The organism is Arthrobacter sp. MYb221, from assembly GCF_002979835.1.
GTDB lineage: Bacteria > Actinomycetota > Actinomycetes > Actinomycetales > Micrococcaceae > Glutamicibacter.
Genome location: NZ_PCPW01000006.1, coordinates 113,329 through 128,837, shown reverse-complemented (window position 1 = coordinate 128,837; position 15,509 = coordinate 113,329). Strand labels below are relative to the sequence as shown.

Here is a 15,509-nt window from a genome sequence, read left to right as displayed (position 1 = left end):
ACGTGTGAAAAACCTTTACATGTCTTCTTGGATTCGAGGGCAAAGGTCGATCGGCAAAAGTAAGACTCCCCAGCAATGGCTTGGCCACTGCTGGGGAGCAAATGCGCTTGTAGGTAGGTTATCGCTGGGTTTCTTCGGGACTGACTTCTGTTGCCGGACCATCGGGGGTCGCCCCGCCTTCGTCGGTCCAGTCATGTCCCGCTTCATCGGAAAGCGCAGGATCCGAAATGTGATCCTCCAGCGTCTTATCCGAAATATCGGTGGAATTCGTTGGGACGTTTTCGTTCATATCTTCTCCCTTTACTCGAACTTCCGCCACCAGCCACTTGCCTGCCAATAATGGCCAAGGACTAAGGGGCTGAGCGATCCTTACTCGGCCAATGTAGCACCAGAAGTGCCGGTACGCGAGCGCTTTGGAGCAAGCTCCCAGCTAACTAATTAAGTACCTTCGGATGGGGCTGGATGATTCCCTGTGAAAAACGTGTCCTCGGGCGCAGGGTGATTTGGCTGCCGCGAGTCTCCAGCGGCTCGGCGCAGGAAGTCGCCGGACTGGCACCCCAGGAGACCCGCAGCTAGAGGCCAAATCGAAAATCTAACCGTCATAGTGCGGCCGTCTGTAGGCGCGGCTTGAGAAATTTCCGATGGACCTTTAGCTCCGCCGTTCGCCTATCGGTGATGATGGGTACTAAACGCGCTCTGCCATCCCGTCTTCAAGATTGGTCGCCCGGCGCAGCAGCCCCTTCATGACCAGCATCAGGAGAACGAACGCGCTTCCGCAGGTCGTGAGGGCGGCGATCGCCAGTGCGACACCGGGGCCGCCCACACCGACCGCACCGAGTAGGTGGATGCCAAGAGACAGGGCCAGAAATGTGGCCACGGCGATTGACGCAATGATGGTGTTGACCCAGCCGAAGGCCCGCAGGGTGAAGATGGTCCGGCGTTCCACCATGGTCAGCAACTTCCAGATAGCAGCCATTGAGACCTGCAGGCAGGCAATTGCGACTATGACCACCACCGTATAGGGGGTGGCCAGGAATGCGACTTCGGGAAAGAGTGCGGCATTCTGCGCCGCAAGCGTAGGCACAACCCACGCTTGCCACAGGAGTCCGCCGAGAAAGATCAGAATGAGGAATGCTCGAAGCAGGGCAAGCGGCAACATGTTCATAGATTGATTATCAACAATTAACTATCGAATATCAATAGATTTTGTATCCGGGGTGCTTCAGCGCCCCGACGGGATTGTGGCTGATCTCGGCGGAGTCGCCGCGTGGGAGAGAGCGGCGGAAATTATCCACGATTGAGGTTTCACATATTCTGAACGCCCGAATGATGGGGATTGAAACGGGAGGGCGGCCCTCAGTCGCTAGCTCGTCGGTTGATGCGTGAGGCCGCCGTGCCGAGTGTTGCTGATCGACGTCCTGGAGCCTGTTGCCGAACTGACCGGTCTTTGCCGTTCATAATCGCAAGAGCCGGATTTTCCAAGCTGCTCTGGTGCTGTGCAGAGTCGATGCTCGTGTCCTTGCTCGGCCAATGCCCCGCCGCAAAAGGCACGTGCTCTACTTCGGCCAAGCCGTGCCAGCGCCCGTTATTGCCGCAGTGGTAGCTTGGAGGGAATCAAGGAATACCAAAAACCTTGGTCTTCCTCATCTCCCGGAATACCGGACGCCAGATTAGGGGCATGCGATGACAGCAACGCCAGAAACCGACATGAGCAATCTTGGGATTGCCTCGCGGGCGGCGCTCAGGCCAATTTCCGAGATCGCCGAGTCGGCGGGGATCCCTGAAGCCGCAGTTGAGTCCTATGGCAGGTACAAGGCCAAGGTCGACCCGTCGCTTTTGACTGCTCGTGGTGTCCGCCCCGGAAAGGTCGTTCTGGTCAGCGGAATTTCCCCGACGCCCGCAGGGGAGGGGAAATCCACCATGGTGGTGGGTTTGGGCGATGCGCTGGCGGCCACCGGGGCCAAAACCATGATCGCCTTGCGCGAACCGTCCATGGGCCCGAACTTCGGCATGAAGGGCGGGGCCACCGGTGGCGGTTACTCCCAGGTGCTCCCCATGGATGAGATCAATATGCATTTCACCGGGGATTTCCACGCCATCACCAGCGCCAACAACCTGTTGATGGCGCTGCTCGACAATCACCTGCACCAGGGCAATGCCTTGGGCATCGATCCGCGGCGCATCACATTCAAGCGCGTTCTGGACATGAATGACCGCGCGCTGCGCCACGTGGTCATCGGCCTTGGCGGACCAGCCGAGGGAGTCCCGCGGGAAACCGGCTTTGAGATTACCGTCGCCTCCGAGGTCATGGCGGTCTTCTGCCTGGCCACCGGGCTAGAGGACCTGCGCGCCCGGCTTGGCCGTATGACCATTGGATACACCTATGACAAGGATCCGGTCACCGTTGATGACCTGGGCGCCGCGGGCGCCATGGCGATGCTGCTCAAGGACGCGATCAAGCCCAACCTGGTCCAGTCCATGGGCGGCACGCCCGCCTTCATCCACGGCGGGCCGTTCGCCAACATTGCACACGGCTGTAACTCGGCCATCGCCACCAACACCGCACGCGCGCTGGCCGACGTTGTGGTGACCGAGGCAGGCTTCGGTACAGACCTCGGTGCCGAGAAGTTCATGGACATCAAGGCCCGTTATGCCGGGTGCGACCCCGACACGGTGGTTATCGTCGCCACCATTCGCGCGCTGAAAATGCACGGGGGAGTTCCCAAGGGCGAGTTGGGCAAGGAGGATGTCGCGGCCGTGCGCGCTGGTTTATCAAACCTCGCGCGGCATGCCTCGAACATCAGGAAGTTCGGCATCCAGCCGGTGATCGGGATCAATCGGTTCACCGCGGATACCGAGGCAGAACTGGCGGTGGTCACCGGCTGGGCCGAAGCGCAGGGCGTGGAATGCGCGATTGCCGACGTCTGGGGCCAAGGCGGCGCGGGGGCCGGCGACCTGGCCTCCGCGGTCTTGCGGGCCATCGAAGCGCCAAACAATTTCGCTCCGCTGTACGAACTGGAGCTGCCCATCGAGGACAAGATCCTGACCGTGGTGCGCGAGATCTACGGGGGAGCGGATGTCGAATACTCCGCCGGTGCACGGCGGATGCTCGAGCAGATCCACGCCAACGGCTGGGACGACCTGCCGGTGTGCATGGCCAAGACCCAGTATTCCTTCTCCGACGACCCCAAGCTCCTGGGCGCCCCGGAGGGGTTCACCTTGCAGGTCCACGAGTTGATCCCCAAGACTGGCGCAGGCTTCATCGTGGCCATCACCGGGGCGATCATGACCATGCCGGGCCTTCCCAAGGTTCCGTCAGCCATGCACATGGACGTCGACGGCAATGGGAACGCCGTGGGGCTGTCGTAGGACAGCTAGCCGGAGAATGCCCTATTTCCGCTCTGGAAGCGCCTAACCCACGTAGTCTTGAAACAAAGATGTCCAAGCGCGTGAGGGAGACCCGGTGGCCAAGAAGAAGAAAAAGCAAGTAAATCAGGGGCACCCCGGACGTGTTCAGGCACCGGTGGTGTCCATGGGGCGAGTGAAGGTCGACCGCGGGCTGGACGCGCTGTCGCCTGAATTCGTGCGTTGGTATGGCGAGCGGCGGCAAGATTCGGAAACCGCCTTGCTTGCCTTGGCGGCCGTGCGCGAAACGCTGGGCATGTACGCCGAAGTCGTAGGACTGGAATCCGTCACCGAGTTCAACGCACCCAAGCTGTTCGGGGTGTTGAACTCCATGATCGAGTTCGAGGAAGCCGAAGAGCCGGAAGATCTCTCCGGGGAACTGCGCATGGTGCTCTACATGGCCTGGGCAGACTACCTTGATTTTATCGAGGATACCGGCCGCTGGACCCAAGACCTCGCCGAGCTGAGTTGGCTGCGCGGCAATCTGGAGACCGCGGCTCCGTTCAGCGCAGACGCTCTTTCCGCGCCCGGGAATCCTGGTGAGCTCGAAGAGCAGGCGCTCGCCGAACTGCGCCAGCTTCCCATCGTGGAATTGGCCCATGGCCTGGCCCGCTGGTGCATTGGGAAGGGCTCCGCCGAATGGGGCGCCGGCCCGGGAGAACAATTCCTGGCTTCCGCTGCCAAGGCCTTGGAGGGCGAACTTCCCAAGGGGCTGGACGAGGCGCAAGCCGAGCTGGTGCTTTCCCTGACCATTGCTTCGCTCGCGGTGGCCGGCGTCATCACTCTCGAAGCGCACGCGTCGCCGAAAGCCGGTCCGGCCGCCGGGGCATTCCAGAAGTCCGAGGGGCAGCAGGCGTTTTCCGCGAACTATGTTTTCCTGCAGGCATTCCTCGATCTCTTCCTCGAAGCGCCCGAGGACGCCGATGAAGAAACCCTGGAAGCCTGGGGACTGTCTAATCTCTGGTTGCTTGAGGCCATTGAAGGATCCGCGCATCGGGTGGCCGAGCCGCGAGATGAGCAATGGTCGCCGGCGGCCTGGGAACAGGCCCACCAGCGGCTGGACGAATTGCGGATCCTCGGCTTGGTCGAGGAAGGTGAGCACTACACGCTCCCACGCCTCGTCGCGGCGACTCTCACCGATCTGGATGATGATGAGCTCGATGAGGAAGATCTGCAAGACGAAGAGCTGGACGCGCTGTTCGGCTTCGATTCGGAAGAGCCCAAACGGGAAAAGCGTGCCGAACCATTTACCGGCAAGGTGCTGCAGCTGAAGCTGGGTCTGAAAGACGCCAAACCGCCGATCTGGCGCCGGGTGCTGGTGCCAGCTGACCTGCACCTGGGCGACCTGCACGACATCATCCAGGCAAGCTTCGACTGGTACGACGGGCATCTGCACGAGTTCCGCTCGGGCGGATACGGCGGCACCAGCTACGGACCCGATATCGAGCAGATGGAGTTTGACGAAGACGAATCAGGCGTCCTGATTTCCGAACTGCTCAAAGCCGAAAAGGACCGGCTGGACTACGCCTATGATTTCGGAGATGGCTGGGAGATCCGCATCGAGGTGGAAAAGGTACTGGAATCCGAGGCCGGGGCACTGCCGCGCTGCACCGGAGGCCGGCGCATGGCACCGCTCGAAGACAGCGGCGGCACCTGGGGATGGGCGGAAAAAGTCGCCGCCATCGGCGACCCCGCCCATCCGGAGCACGGGCAAGTCATGGAATGGCTCGAAGGCATGGGCCTGGACGAGATTGATCCGACGGCCTTCAGCATGCAGGAGATCAACGAAGCGCTAGACCAGGAGTTCTAGCCCAGGCTCGCTCAGCCGCACAAGCTTTGGCTAGCCTTGCGGTTGGTCGTTTTGACCGGAGCCTTTTCGGCTCCCTTGATCTCAAGGTAGTCCTGGCCGAGGAGCAACTGGACGCCGTCTATGGGCGCCTTGAGCGGACGAAGATCCAGGTCGAGTTCCTTGGCCAAGGCCTTGGCCGTCTGCCGGGCTTCCTGGGTGTCGGCGGCCAGCAGCCGCGTTGCCGCCTGGGGAGCTTCGGCGGTATCAATTTCGGAGATCGAGAAGCCCTGCGCGGTTGCTTTGGCAGCGAACTGCGATGCCAGCTGATTCACTCGCGCGCCGTTGGTGATTCGCACGGCAGCCTCGTGCGAGCTGGCCGCTGGCGCCGCTTCTGCTTTCGAGCTCTCTTTATCGCCTAGATTTACCGGGGTGTCTGCGCTCAACCGCTCGAAGATCGTGGACGCCTCGGGGGCGGGGACAACGCGGTTGCGGTTCTGCGGAGCCGGCTGCCAAGGCATGGTCATGAAGGTGATTTCCCCGGTGGGCACTGCTTGGATGCGGGTGGCCAAGGAGGCCAGATTGGCCAGCGAGCTGAGTCCCGGATCAACGGTCATCGATGAGGTGACCGCATCCAGGAAGGAATACAGCCGGTCCGGCCGGGTGAGCGTTTCACGACCCGTGGCCCGTTGCACGACGGCCGACATCACCATCTGCTGATGGCCCAGGCGGGCGATATCGCTGCCATCCCCGACCGCATGCCGGGTGCGGGCCAAGGCCAGTGCGTCTTCTCCCTTGACCGTTTGGTTGCCCGCCGGGAGATCCAGATTCGCCTTGGGGTCCTGCATCTGATCGGCTAGGCACACGTCGATGCCGTCGAGCGCGTCAACGATGGAAATGAAGCCCTCGAAATTGACCTCGATGAAGTGGTCGAGATTCACGCCGGTCAGGGATTCAACGGCGGCGACCGAGCAGGCGGGACCGTAGTTCAGTGCCGAATTGATCATCCCGTGGCCGCCTGCGTAATGCCCGTGGCCGGTATCCTCGCAGGCGGGAATCTCGAGCAATGTATCGCGCGGGATCTGTACCGCGTCGATGCGCTCATTGTCGGCAGCCAGGTGAACGAGCACCATGGAATCGCTGCGCGCCGATCCGTTGTCCTTGCCGAACTCCGTTGAGCTGAAGGTCCGGCTGTCCGACCCCAGCAGGAGGATGTTCATGCCCCGGCTGGAATCGGGTACCCGCTGCTCCGTGGCGCGCATCGCGGCGGTGGAGATATTTCCCTGAAGCCGGAACCAGGCGGCTCCGACTCCGACGACCAGTGCCAGGACCAGCGCCGCGGCGATGATGCGAAAATTGCGCTTGCGTCGCGAAGAATTTTTCCTGGTGGGCGTTGCGGGCCGCTGATGGGTCATAGCTCAGGTCTCCTGCGAAAGTCAGGCGGGAATATCTACACCAGCCGACCATGCAAGGCACGGACCGCGCCAATAGCCAAAGTGCGCGGACCCATGCATTTTCCCTATGTATCTGCCCGCCACCCCGGGCTTTCCGCGGGAGCGCAGATTCCGCGAGATCTGCGTCTCACAGGTGATCCAGGAACTCCTCCAGGGCGGGGTTCTTGAACGAGTCCTTGCGGAAGATCGCACCAATGGGCCGTCCGGCATCGGCGGCCAAGGGAACCTGCAGCCCGCCGAAGACTTCGGCGGTGCTGGCCAGCACCTGGGGAACCATGGTGATTCCGCCAACGGCGATGTTCAGCTGGACCAGGGCGTCGCGCTGCGTGGTGGTGATGATGCGTGGCGCGGTGGCGCCGAGATTTCGGTAGACCTCATCGGTGATCAGCCGGGTGGAAGTCCCCTGCGGCAAGGTGACCAGCGTAAGCCCGCCCAGCAGTTCGGAGTCCAACGCAGTGCGCACGGTATGCGCCAAATCGGTGGAAAGGACCGCCGTAAACCTTTGCTTGCGCACGAAGCGCGTCTGAAGGTCGGCGGGGATCCGCTCGTCCACGCCGAATGCGAGATCTGCGCGTCCCAGACGTACCGAGTCGATCAGCTGTTCGTGATCCTCGACGCTGACTATTTCGATTTGGATCCCGGGGTGATTGCGGTGGAACGGGCCGAGATATTCCGGAAGGACTCCGGCAATGAGCGAGGGCAGACCCGCGATGCGCAATGAGCCCGAATCCAGCGACCGGGTTGAGGAAGCCAGCGCGTCGATCGAGGAGATCTCGCGCAAGGCTCGCCGCCCGGCCGGGATGATGCTCCTCCCGGCTTCGGTGAGCAGCATGTTCCGCCCCGCGGCCCGGAAGACCGGCATGCCCAGGGTCTGCTCCAACGCTCGAATTCTGCGTGACAGCGAAGGCTGGGAAATTCCAAGGATATCCGCCGCGGCGGTGAAAGATCCATAGTCCACCACGGTGATAACGGCCGCAATCTGAGCTAGGGAAATATTGCTGGAGTTGAGGTGAGTGGCCATGAATCGGAGGTCCCTTTGAACTATGACTGCATCTGGCGTGATTGCAGGGAAACGCTAGCATGCTCCGGGGCTCCACCGAGCTCCAACACCTGCCTGCGGCATTATCTGGGGGAAGGCGCAGGAGCGTTGGCGGTGCCTGTGGTGGAGGCGCGGATGACCAGCTTCGGGGTGAAGACAAACTGCTCGCGGACCGCATTTTCGTCCGCTTCGGCTTCGCGCAACAGGACATCGACCGCGGTGCGCCCGATTTCTTCGGCCGGCTGGCGCACGGTGGTGATCGGGACGACCGCCGACTCGGCGAAAGCTATGTTGTCGTATCCGACCAGCGCAATGTCCTCTGGAACCTTCAGCTTCCCGGACATCACAAATGCCTGCAGGATGCCTAGAGCCAGTAGGTCGTTGGCGGCAAAAACACCGTCAGGGCGTTGCCCGGGCGCCATGGCCACGATGCGTTCTCCGGCGGCGCGGCCTTCGATGACGCTCAGCTGCTTGGTAGGCAGATATTCGAGGGATGCATCCGAAGCGCCGGCGATGACCGACTGCGCGCCTTCCAGGCGATGCCGGACCTGTTCGATGCTCTGCGGCCCGCCGACGAAGGCGATGCGCTTGCGTCCCAGCTCGACAAGGTGCTGGACGGCGATTCGGCCGCCCTCCACGTCGTTGACGGAGACCGAGGAGAAGCTGCGGTCGCCGCTTCCGCGGTCCACCAAGACCACCGGGGTGCCGGATTCGCGGATGCGCCAAAGCCGGCTCAGATCGCTGTGCATGGGGGAGATGAGCACCCCCGCGACGCGCTGCTGGTCAAATAGGTCAAGCAGCTGCTGTTCGGTGGTCAGCGAGCTATCGCTGGCGCCCATCAGCACCGTGTAGCCGTTTTCCAGGGCTCGGTGCTGGGCTCCCTGGGTGACGTCCATGAAGAACGGGTTTCGGGCATCGAGGATCACCAGCCCGAAGCTGCGGCTGTGCCCGGCCCGCAGCTGGCGGGCGGCGTCATTGCGCACAAATCCGAGCTTGTCGATGGCCTCGGTGACCTTGCGAACCGTCGCCGGTGCGACGACCTCTGGGCGGTTGAGTACGTTGGAGACCGTTCCGACCGAAACACCTGCCTCGCGAGCGACTTCCTTCACGCTTACCGACACGTAGTTTCCCGCCTTTGCCCCGATGGTCTTCTCCCGAGTATATCGTGCGGCGCCCGCTCGGCTTGCCACAGGGCGCGAGATTGAATGGATTCAATTAATTTTGGCAGATTTTTGGATTCTGCTTGAAATTGAGCCATGTTCTGGTCTAAAGTCGGTGAAGTTCGGTGATTGAAACGATTCATTTTGGGGCGATCGTCACCGACTCAGCGTCACAAGCATTCAACGAAGAGGGCAACGCATGAACAGGGTTTGTTTTCAGCTGCAGGTCAAGCCGGACCGGCTGGCCGAATACGCCGAACGCCACGCCGCCGTCTGGCCAGAGATGCTGCGGGCAATCAACGACGCGGGACGCCGCAACTACTCGCTCTTTCTCCGCGCCGATGGCTTGCTGATCGGCTACTACGAAACCGCCGACGACGCAGCCGCCCAAGCCGCACTGGATGCGGATCCACGCACCTCGGCCTGGGAAACGCAAATGTCCGAGTTCTTCATCTCCCTCGACGGACGCCCCGATCAGGGTGCGCCGCGCCTGAGCGAGGTATTCAACCTCGAAGACCAGCTGGCCCAGCTCTAAACGGCGACACCGGCAAACCAATTCCACCACCGAAGAATGGAGAGATCCATGGGCGCTAAGCTGACCCCCGAGATCCTGACCACCCTTGAACGATTGGCCATCGAGGTCCCTTCCTGGGCCTACGGCAACTCCGGCACCCGCTTTAAAGTGTTCGGCACCCCGGGCACCCCACGCGATGCCTATGAGAAGATCGCCGATGCCGCGCAGGTCAACCGCCTGACCGGACTGGCTCCGGCCGTGGCCCTGCACATTCCGTGGGATAAGGTGGCGGACTTCGGCTCGCTACGCGCCCACGCGAACGGGCTCGGGGTGGAACTGGGAACCATCAACTCCAACACCTTCCAGGACGACGAATACAAGTTCGGCGCGCTGACCCACGAAGATCCGAAAGTCCGCCGCAAGGCCATCGACCACCATATCGAGTGCGTAGACGTCATGGACGCCACCGGCTCCCAAGACCTGAAAATCTGGCTGGCCGAGGGCTCGAACTACCCGGGGCAGGCAGATATGCGCGGCCGCCAGGACCGGCTTTCGGATTCGCTGTCCGAAATCTACGCGCGGCTGACCGGCGAGCAGCGCCTGGTGCTTGAGTACAAGTTCTTCGAGCCCTCCTTTTATCACACCGATGTTCCGGACTGGGGCACCTCCTACGCCCAGGTCGCCGCGCTCGGCGAGCGGGCGTTGGTCTGCCTGGACACCGGACACCACGCCCCGGGCACCAATATCGAGTTCATCGTGATGCAGCTGCTGCGCCTGGGCAAGCTCGGCTCCTTCGACTTCAACTCGCGCTTCTACGCAGATGATGACCTGATCGTCGGCTCCGCCGACCCGTACCAGCTCTTCCGCATCATGGCCGAGGTGGCCCGCGGCGGCGGGCTGGATGTCGATACCCCGATCACCTTCATGCTCGATCAGTGCCACAACGTGGAAAACAAGATCCTGGGCCAGATCCGCAGCGTACTGAATGTGCAGGAAATGACCGCTCGGGCGTTGCTCATCGACCGGGTTGCGTTGACCGAGGCGCAGCTCGCCGGCGATGTGCTGGCCGCCAACGACATCTTCATGAACGCCTTCTACACCGATATTCGCAGCGAACTCGCCAGCTGGCGTGAATCGCGTGGCCTGCCGGGCGACCCGATGGAGGCCTTCCGCGTCTCGGATTACCAGAGCCGCATCGAAGCCGAACGCGCCGGCGGCGTGCAGGCCGGGTGGGGTGCCTGATGACTACGGCACTGACGAAAAAGCGCGGCATCAGCGGCTGGAAAGCCACCATTGCCGTGGCCATGAGCAATTACATCGAAGCCGGGGCAATTATTGCCTTGGCCACCAGCCTGACCCTTTGGCAGGGTGCCTTCGGATTTGATGACGGCATGGTCGGGGTCATCGCGGCGATCTCCGCCAACGCTTTCGGTGCCGCGGTAGGCGCGCTGATCGGCGGCCCATTGTGCGACCGGCTGGGCCGCAAATTCATCTACACCTACGACCTGATCGTCTTCATGATCGGCGCGCTGATGATTACCTTCGCCGCCAGCACCGTGCTGCTGATTATCGGTGTGATCCTCATGGGCATCGCGGTGGGCGCCGGAGTTCCGGCTTCCTGGACGTACATTGCCGAGGAGGCTCCGCAGGAGTCGCGCGCAGCCCACGTGGGAACCGCGCAGCTGGCCTGGTCCTTCGGGCCGGCGGTCGGCTTTGCCCTGGCCATCATGGTTGCACCACTAGGAGTGAATGGGTCCCGGCTGATCTTCTTCCACCTGTTCATCGTCGCCGCCATCACCTGGTGGGTGCGCCGCGGGCTTCCCGAATCCACCCGTTGGAAGCAGCAGCGCGCCGAAGAAATCGCCTCCGGAGCCAAGATCTCCTTCTTCTCCGGCGTCAAGGGGTTGCTGGCCGAACGCAAGAACTGGTCGGCGCTGTTCTTCCTGCTCGGCGTGTATGGATTGTGGAATACCGTGGCCGGCCAGGCCGGCATCTTCCAGCCACGCGTGTACGCGGCGGCCGGCGTCGAATCGGCCACGCAGCAGAACCTGCTGCAGGTTCTGGTCTGGGTGCTCACCGCGGCCGCCACCTACTTCGGCTTCATGAAGTACGGGGACCGCGTCTCGCGCCGCTGGCTGTACTTTGGCGGAGCCGCCCTGGGCGTTGCCGCCTGGGTTGTGCTGATCTTCGCCCCTCCGGGAGCCTTCTCGCTGCTGTTCTTCGCCTGCGCCTGGGGCATTTCCGCCGGTTTGGGAGCCCAAGCCTTCTACGGCCTATGGACCGCGGAACTCTTCGCCACCAAATACCGCGCCAGCGCCCAGGGCGTGCTGTTCATGCTCGCCCGCGTCCTGGTCGGCTTGCTGTCCCTGGTTTTCCCGGTCCTGCTTTCCGGCATCGGGCTGGAAAAGCTCGGCCTGCTGATCATCGGCCTGCTGGTAGTTGCCCTGCTGATCGGCACCATCTGGGCGCCGGAAACCCGCGGCAAGTCCCTCGAAGAAATCGAAGCCCAGCGCTACGGCACCAAGATCAACGCCTAATACGACTCAAGGATTGAACACAGACATGTCGAGAGAAACCATGACCATCAGCACCGCAGAACAGCTCATTACCCGTTCAAACCGCCTCGGTGCGGACAAGAAGAACACCAACTATGCCGGAGGCAACACCTCGGCCAAGGGCTTCGCGTCCGACCCGGTCTCCGGAGAACAGGTTGAGCTGCTCTGGGTCAAGGGATCCGGCGGAGACCTGGGCACCCTGACCGAGAAGGGCCTGTCAACCCTGCGGCTGGACCGGATGCGCTCGTTGGCCAAGGTCTACCCGGGCGTGGACCGCGAAGATGAGATGGTGGCGGCTTTTGACTACTGCCTGCACGGCAAGGGCGGAGCCGCACCTTCTATCGATACCGCCATGCACGGCCTGGTGGATGCGCCCCATGTGGATCATCTGCACCCGGATTCCGGCATCGCCATCGCCACAGCTAAGGATGGCAAGGAGCTGACCGCGCAAATCTTCGGTGACAAGGTGCTCTGGGTTGATTGGCGCCGCCCGGGCTTCCAGCTGGGACTGGACATTGCCGCAATCAAGGATGAAAACCCGAACGCAGTCGGCTGCATTCTCGGCGGACATGGCATCACCGCATGGGGCGAGACGTCCGAGGAATGCGAAGCCAACTCGCTGTGGATCATCGACACCGCGGCGGACTACATCCGCGAACACGGCAAGGCCCAGCCATTCGGTGCCCAGCTGCCCGGATTCGAAGCACTGCCGGAAGCCGAACGCCGGGCTCGCGCCGCCGCCCTGGCCCCGACCCTGCGCGGTCTGGCCTCGACGGACAAGCCGATGATTGGCCACTTCACCGACGATGAGCGAGTCCTTGATTTCCTGGCGAGCGAAAAACTAGCCGAACTTGCCGCACTGGGCACTTCCTGCCCGGACCACTTCCTGCGCACCAAGATCAAGCCAATGGTGCTGGATCTTCCGGCCACCGCTACCCTTCAGGAGCAGTTGGCCCGCCTGAGCGAACTGCACGTGGAATACCGTGCCGATTACCAGGCCTACTACGAGGCCCACAAGGATGAAAGCTCCCCAGCCATCCGCGGTGCAGATCCGCTGATCGTGCTGATCCCCGGCGTTGGCATGTTCTCCTATGGTGCCAACAAGCAGACCGCTCGCGTGGCCGGCGAGTTCTACCTGAATGCCATCAATGTGATGCGTGGCGCCGAGGCCCTGTCAACCTACACCCCGATCTCCGACGCGGAGAAGTTCCGCATCGAGTACTGGGCGCTGGAAGAAGCCAAGCTGGCCCGCATGCCTCAGCCGAAGAGCCACGCCGGGCGCATCGCCCTGGTGACCGGCGCCGCGTCCGGCATCGGCAAGGCGATCGCTGCCCGGCTGGCCTCCGAGGGGGCCTGCGTAGTCATTGCCGATTTGGATTTGGCCAAGGCGCAGGCCGCGGCCGCGGAATTGGGCAACGCCGATGTGGCCGTCGGAGTCGCCGCGAATGTGGCCGATGGCGCCGCTGTCCAGGCGGCCATGGACGCCGCGGTGCTCGCCTTCGGCGGTATCGACCTGGTGGTGAACAACGCCGGATTGTCGCTGTCCAAGAAGCTGCTGGAAACCACCGAAGCGGACTGGGACCTGCAGCACGACGTGATGGCCAAGGGCTCTTTCCTGGTCTCCAAGGCGGCGGCCAAGGCGCTGATCGACCAGCGCATGGGCGGAGACATCATCTACATCTCCTCCAAGAACTCCGTCTTCGCCGGCCCGAACAACATCGCCTACTCGGCCACCAAGGCCGACCAGGCCCATCAGGTGCGCCTGCTGGCCGTGGAACTGGGCGAACACGGGGTCCGCGTGAACGGTATCAACCCCGATGGAGTGGTGCGCGGCTCGGGCATCTTCGCCTCGGGCTGGGGCGCCAACCGCGCCGCCACCTACGGAGTGAATGAGGAAGACCTCGGCCAGTTCTACGCGAACCGCACCATCCTCAAGCGCGAAGTGGTCCCGGAAAACGTGGCCGACGCCGTCTACGTGCTCACCGGTCCGGAACTGACCCGCACCACCGGCCTGCACATCCCGGTTGACTCGGGCGTTGCGGCGGCCTTCCTGCGATGAGTTCGTATTTGGGCACTGCGCCGGTTGCGGCGATCGATCTGGGCGCCACCAGCGGCCGAGTGATGCTCGGCCAGCTGGTGGACGGCAAGGTCGAACTCAGCCTGGTGCATCGCTTCGCCAACGGCGCGGTTGCGCTGTCCACGCTGGGAGACGGGGCGGACACCGGAGCGCTGGCCTGGGACATCGACCAGCTGTGGGAAGAAATTCGCCACGGGTTGGCGATGGCCTTCGCCCAGCAACCCGACATCGCTTCCATCGGCGTGGACTCGTGGGCGGTGGACTATGCGCTGCTGAAAAATGGGCAACGTCTGGGGCAGATACGCCACTACCGGGATCCGCGCAATGAGCTCGCCGTCCCGGCGCTGGAAGCCAACTTTGACCGAAAGGAGTTGTTTGCCCGCAACGGCTTGCAGTTCCTGCCTTTTAATACGGTGTATCAGCTGGAAGCCGAACGGCAAGAATCCCGGCTGGCCCAAGCCGATACGCTGCTCTTGGTCCCGGACTACATCAACTATTTGTTGACGGGAATGGCGCGCAGCGAGTGGACCAATGTCTCCACCACCGGGCTGTTGAACCTGAATTCCGGGACGTGGGACGCGGAACTGAGCGAGCATTTGCAAGTCGCTAACTTGCTAGCTCCCTTGATTCGCCCGGGTGAAGTTGTCGGAACCTTGCGCGGATCGCTGGCTCGCGAGTTCGGTGCCCACGCTGAGGTCAAGGTGCTCGCTGTCGCCTCGCACGACACGGCAAGCGCCGTGGCGGCCACCCCGTTGACGAGCGCGCATTCGGCCTATATTTCGTGCGGCACCTGGGGATTGGTGGGGGTTGAGCTCCAGTCGCCGGTGCTTGAGCCACGTGCGCAGGAAGCGGGTTTCACCAACGAGCTGGGCCTCGACGGAACCGTCAGATTCCTGAAGAATATGACCGGAACTTTTCTGCTCAGCGAGGCAATACGAGAATGGAATGAGCAGGCCGAAGCCGACGGCAGCGACAGCGTGAAGCTGGAGCAGCTCTTGGCGCAGGCCGAACAGCTGGGGGTCCCTGACACGCTCATCGACCCGCAGGCCGATAGCTTCCTGGCTCCCGGGGCAATGCCCGAACGGATCAGCGACGCGGTCATCGAAGCAGGTGGCAAGAAGCCGGAATCCCGGGCTGAGATCATTCGAATCGTGATCGAGTCCCTCGCCGAGAGCTTCGCGACCCAGGCGTTTAGGGCCGCAGCACTTGGCGGGTTTGTGCCTGACACGATTCACCTTGTGGGTGGTGGTTCGCAAGGCAGTTTGCTCTGCCAGCGTACCGCCGATCGTGCGGGAATCCCGGTCATCGCCGGACCGGTCGAATGCACGGCCCTGGGCAATGTGCTGGTGCAATTGCGTGCCATGGAATCGCGCCCCTGGACCACGGGGGAAGTTCGTGAGCTGGTACGAAAATCTGTTGATTGGGTGAGCTACCAACCCAGGCTGGCAAAAAACTTGGTATGAGATCCGTGTGGGCATCTCGTATCAGCGCTGTTCATAGCCCATGAATAGTGCCAAGA

General features: G+C 62.6%; 12 protein-coding genes. 7 read left to right on the top strand and 5 right to left on the bottom strand.

What is annotated here, in order from left to right:
• Window positions 1–118 precede the first annotated feature (118 nt).
• Entirely contained in the window at window positions 119–289 is a 171-nt protein-coding gene (locus tag CQ015_RS18960; RefSeq protein WP_170947924.1) for a hypothetical protein, read from the bottom strand.
• A 396-nt stretch (window positions 290–685) separates the two neighbouring features.
• On the bottom strand, window positions 686–1,165 hold the full coding sequence (locus CQ015_RS09355) for a DUF2975 domain-containing protein (protein WP_105649985.1): 480 nt from the start codon (window positions 1,163–1,165) through the stop codon (window positions 686–688).
• Between the two features lie 518 nt (window positions 1,166–1,683).
• Here CQ015_RS09355 and CQ015_RS09350 point away from each other — a divergent pair.
• Together CQ015_RS09350 and CQ015_RS09345 are read left to right on the top strand one after the other, a co-directional pair.
• Window positions 1,684–3,369, top strand: coding sequence for a formate--tetrahydrofolate ligase (locus tag CQ015_RS09350; RefSeq protein ID WP_105649984.1), 1,686 nt, complete (start codon window positions 1,684–1,686; stop codon window positions 3,367–3,369).
• Window positions 3,370–3,463: 94 nt separating this feature from the next.
• Window positions 3,464–5,215: a plasmid pRiA4b ORF-3 family protein gene (locus CQ015_RS09345; RefSeq protein ID WP_105649983.1), complete on the top strand. Its 1,752-nt coding sequence runs from the start codon at window positions 3,464–3,466 to the stop codon at window positions 5,213–5,215.
• Between the two features lie 11 nt (window positions 5,216–5,226).
• On the opposite strand, the gene CQ015_RS09340 is transcribed toward CQ015_RS09345, so the two are convergent.
• The 3 genes from CQ015_RS09340 to CQ015_RS09330 all read right to left on the bottom strand — a co-directional run bounded on the left by CQ015_RS09340 (window position 5,227) and on the right by CQ015_RS09330 (window position 8,805).
• Window positions 5,227–6,606, bottom strand: coding sequence for an LCP family protein (locus CQ015_RS09340; RefSeq protein WP_105679021.1), 1,380 nt, complete (start codon window positions 6,604–6,606; stop codon window positions 5,227–5,229).
• 166 nt (window positions 6,607–6,772) lie between these two features.
• Window positions 6,773–7,666 (bottom strand): LysR family transcriptional regulator, encoded by an 894-nt coding sequence (locus tag CQ015_RS09335; protein WP_105649982.1) that lies wholly within the window; start codon window positions 7,664–7,666, stop codon window positions 6,773–6,775.
• Between the two features lie 101 nt (window positions 7,667–7,767).
• Entirely contained in the window at window positions 7,768–8,805 is a 1,038-nt protein-coding gene (locus tag CQ015_RS09330; protein ID WP_105650033.1) for a LacI family DNA-binding transcriptional regulator, read from the bottom strand.
• Window positions 8,806–9,043: 238 nt separating this feature from the next.
• On the opposite strand from CQ015_RS09330, the gene CQ015_RS09325 reads away from it, so the two are divergent.
• From CQ015_RS09325 to CQ015_RS09305, 5 genes are read left to right on the top strand one after another with little or no spacing between them, the layout of a single operon-like run.
• On the top strand, window positions 9,044–9,379 hold the full coding sequence (locus CQ015_RS09325; RefSeq protein WP_105649981.1) for an L-rhamnose mutarotase: 336 nt from the start codon (window positions 9,044–9,046) through the stop codon (window positions 9,377–9,379).
• Window positions 9,380–9,427: 48 nt separating this feature from the next.
• Complete coding sequence (gene rhaI, locus CQ015_RS09320; protein WP_105569370.1) at window positions 9,428–10,600, top strand: L-rhamnose isomerase; 1,173 nt, start codon at window positions 9,428–9,430, stop codon at window positions 10,598–10,600.
• Window positions 10,600–11,895 carry an MFS transporter gene (locus CQ015_RS09315; protein ID WP_181150389.1) on the top strand — a complete coding sequence of 432 codons (1,296 nt, stop codon included), beginning with the start codon at window positions 10,600–10,602 and terminating at the stop codon, window positions 11,893–11,895. The genes rhaI and CQ015_RS09315 overlap by 1 nt, the downstream gene beginning before the upstream one ends.
• Before the next feature lie 40 nt (window positions 11,896–11,935).
• Complete coding sequence (locus CQ015_RS09310) at window positions 11,936–13,972, top strand: bifunctional aldolase/short-chain dehydrogenase (protein WP_105649980.1); 2,037 nt, start codon at window positions 11,936–11,938, stop codon at window positions 13,970–13,972.
• Entirely contained in the window at window positions 13,969–15,453 is a 1,485-nt protein-coding gene (locus CQ015_RS09305; protein ID WP_105649979.1) for a rhamnulokinase family protein, read from the top strand. The genes CQ015_RS09310 and CQ015_RS09305 overlap by 4 nt, the downstream gene beginning before the upstream one ends.
• Window positions 15,454–15,509: the final 56 nt, after the last annotated feature.

Bases quoted from the DNA above. Each gene is read 5' to 3' on its own strand.
- CQ015_RS18960 (WP_170947924.1), bottom strand. From the start codon at position 289: ATGAACGAAAACGTCCCAACGAATTCCACCGATATTTCGGATAAGACG.
- CQ015_RS09355 (WP_105649985.1), bottom strand. From the start codon at position 1,165: ATGAACATGTTGCCGCTTGCCCTGCTTCGAGCATTCCTCATTCTGATC.
- CQ015_RS09350 (WP_105649984.1), top strand. From the start codon at position 1,684: ATGACAGCAACGCCAGAAACCGACATGAGCAATCTTGGGATTGCCTCG.
- CQ015_RS09340 (WP_105679021.1), bottom strand. From the start codon at position 6,606: ATGACCCATCAGCGGCCCGCAACGCCCACCAGGAAAAATTCTTCGCGA.
- CQ015_RS09335 (WP_105649982.1), bottom strand. From the start codon at position 7,666: ATGGCCACTCACCTCAACTCCAGCAATATTTCCCTAGCTCAGATTGCG.
- CQ015_RS09325 (WP_105649981.1), top strand. From the start codon at position 9,044: ATGAACAGGGTTTGTTTTCAGCTGCAGGTCAAGCCGGACCGGCTGGCC.
- rhaI (WP_105569370.1), top strand. From the start codon at position 9,428: ATGGGCGCTAAGCTGACCCCCGAGATCCTGACCACCCTTGAACGATTG.
- CQ015_RS09315 (WP_181150389.1), top strand. From the start codon at position 10,600: ATGACTACGGCACTGACGAAAAAGCGCGGCATCAGCGGCTGGAAAGCC.
- CQ015_RS09310 (WP_105649980.1), top strand. From the start codon at position 11,936: ATGACCATCAGCACCGCAGAACAGCTCATTACCCGTTCAAACCGCCTC.
- CQ015_RS09305 (WP_105649979.1), top strand. From the start codon at position 13,969: ATGAGTTCGTATTTGGGCACTGCGCCGGTTGCGGCGATCGATCTGGGC.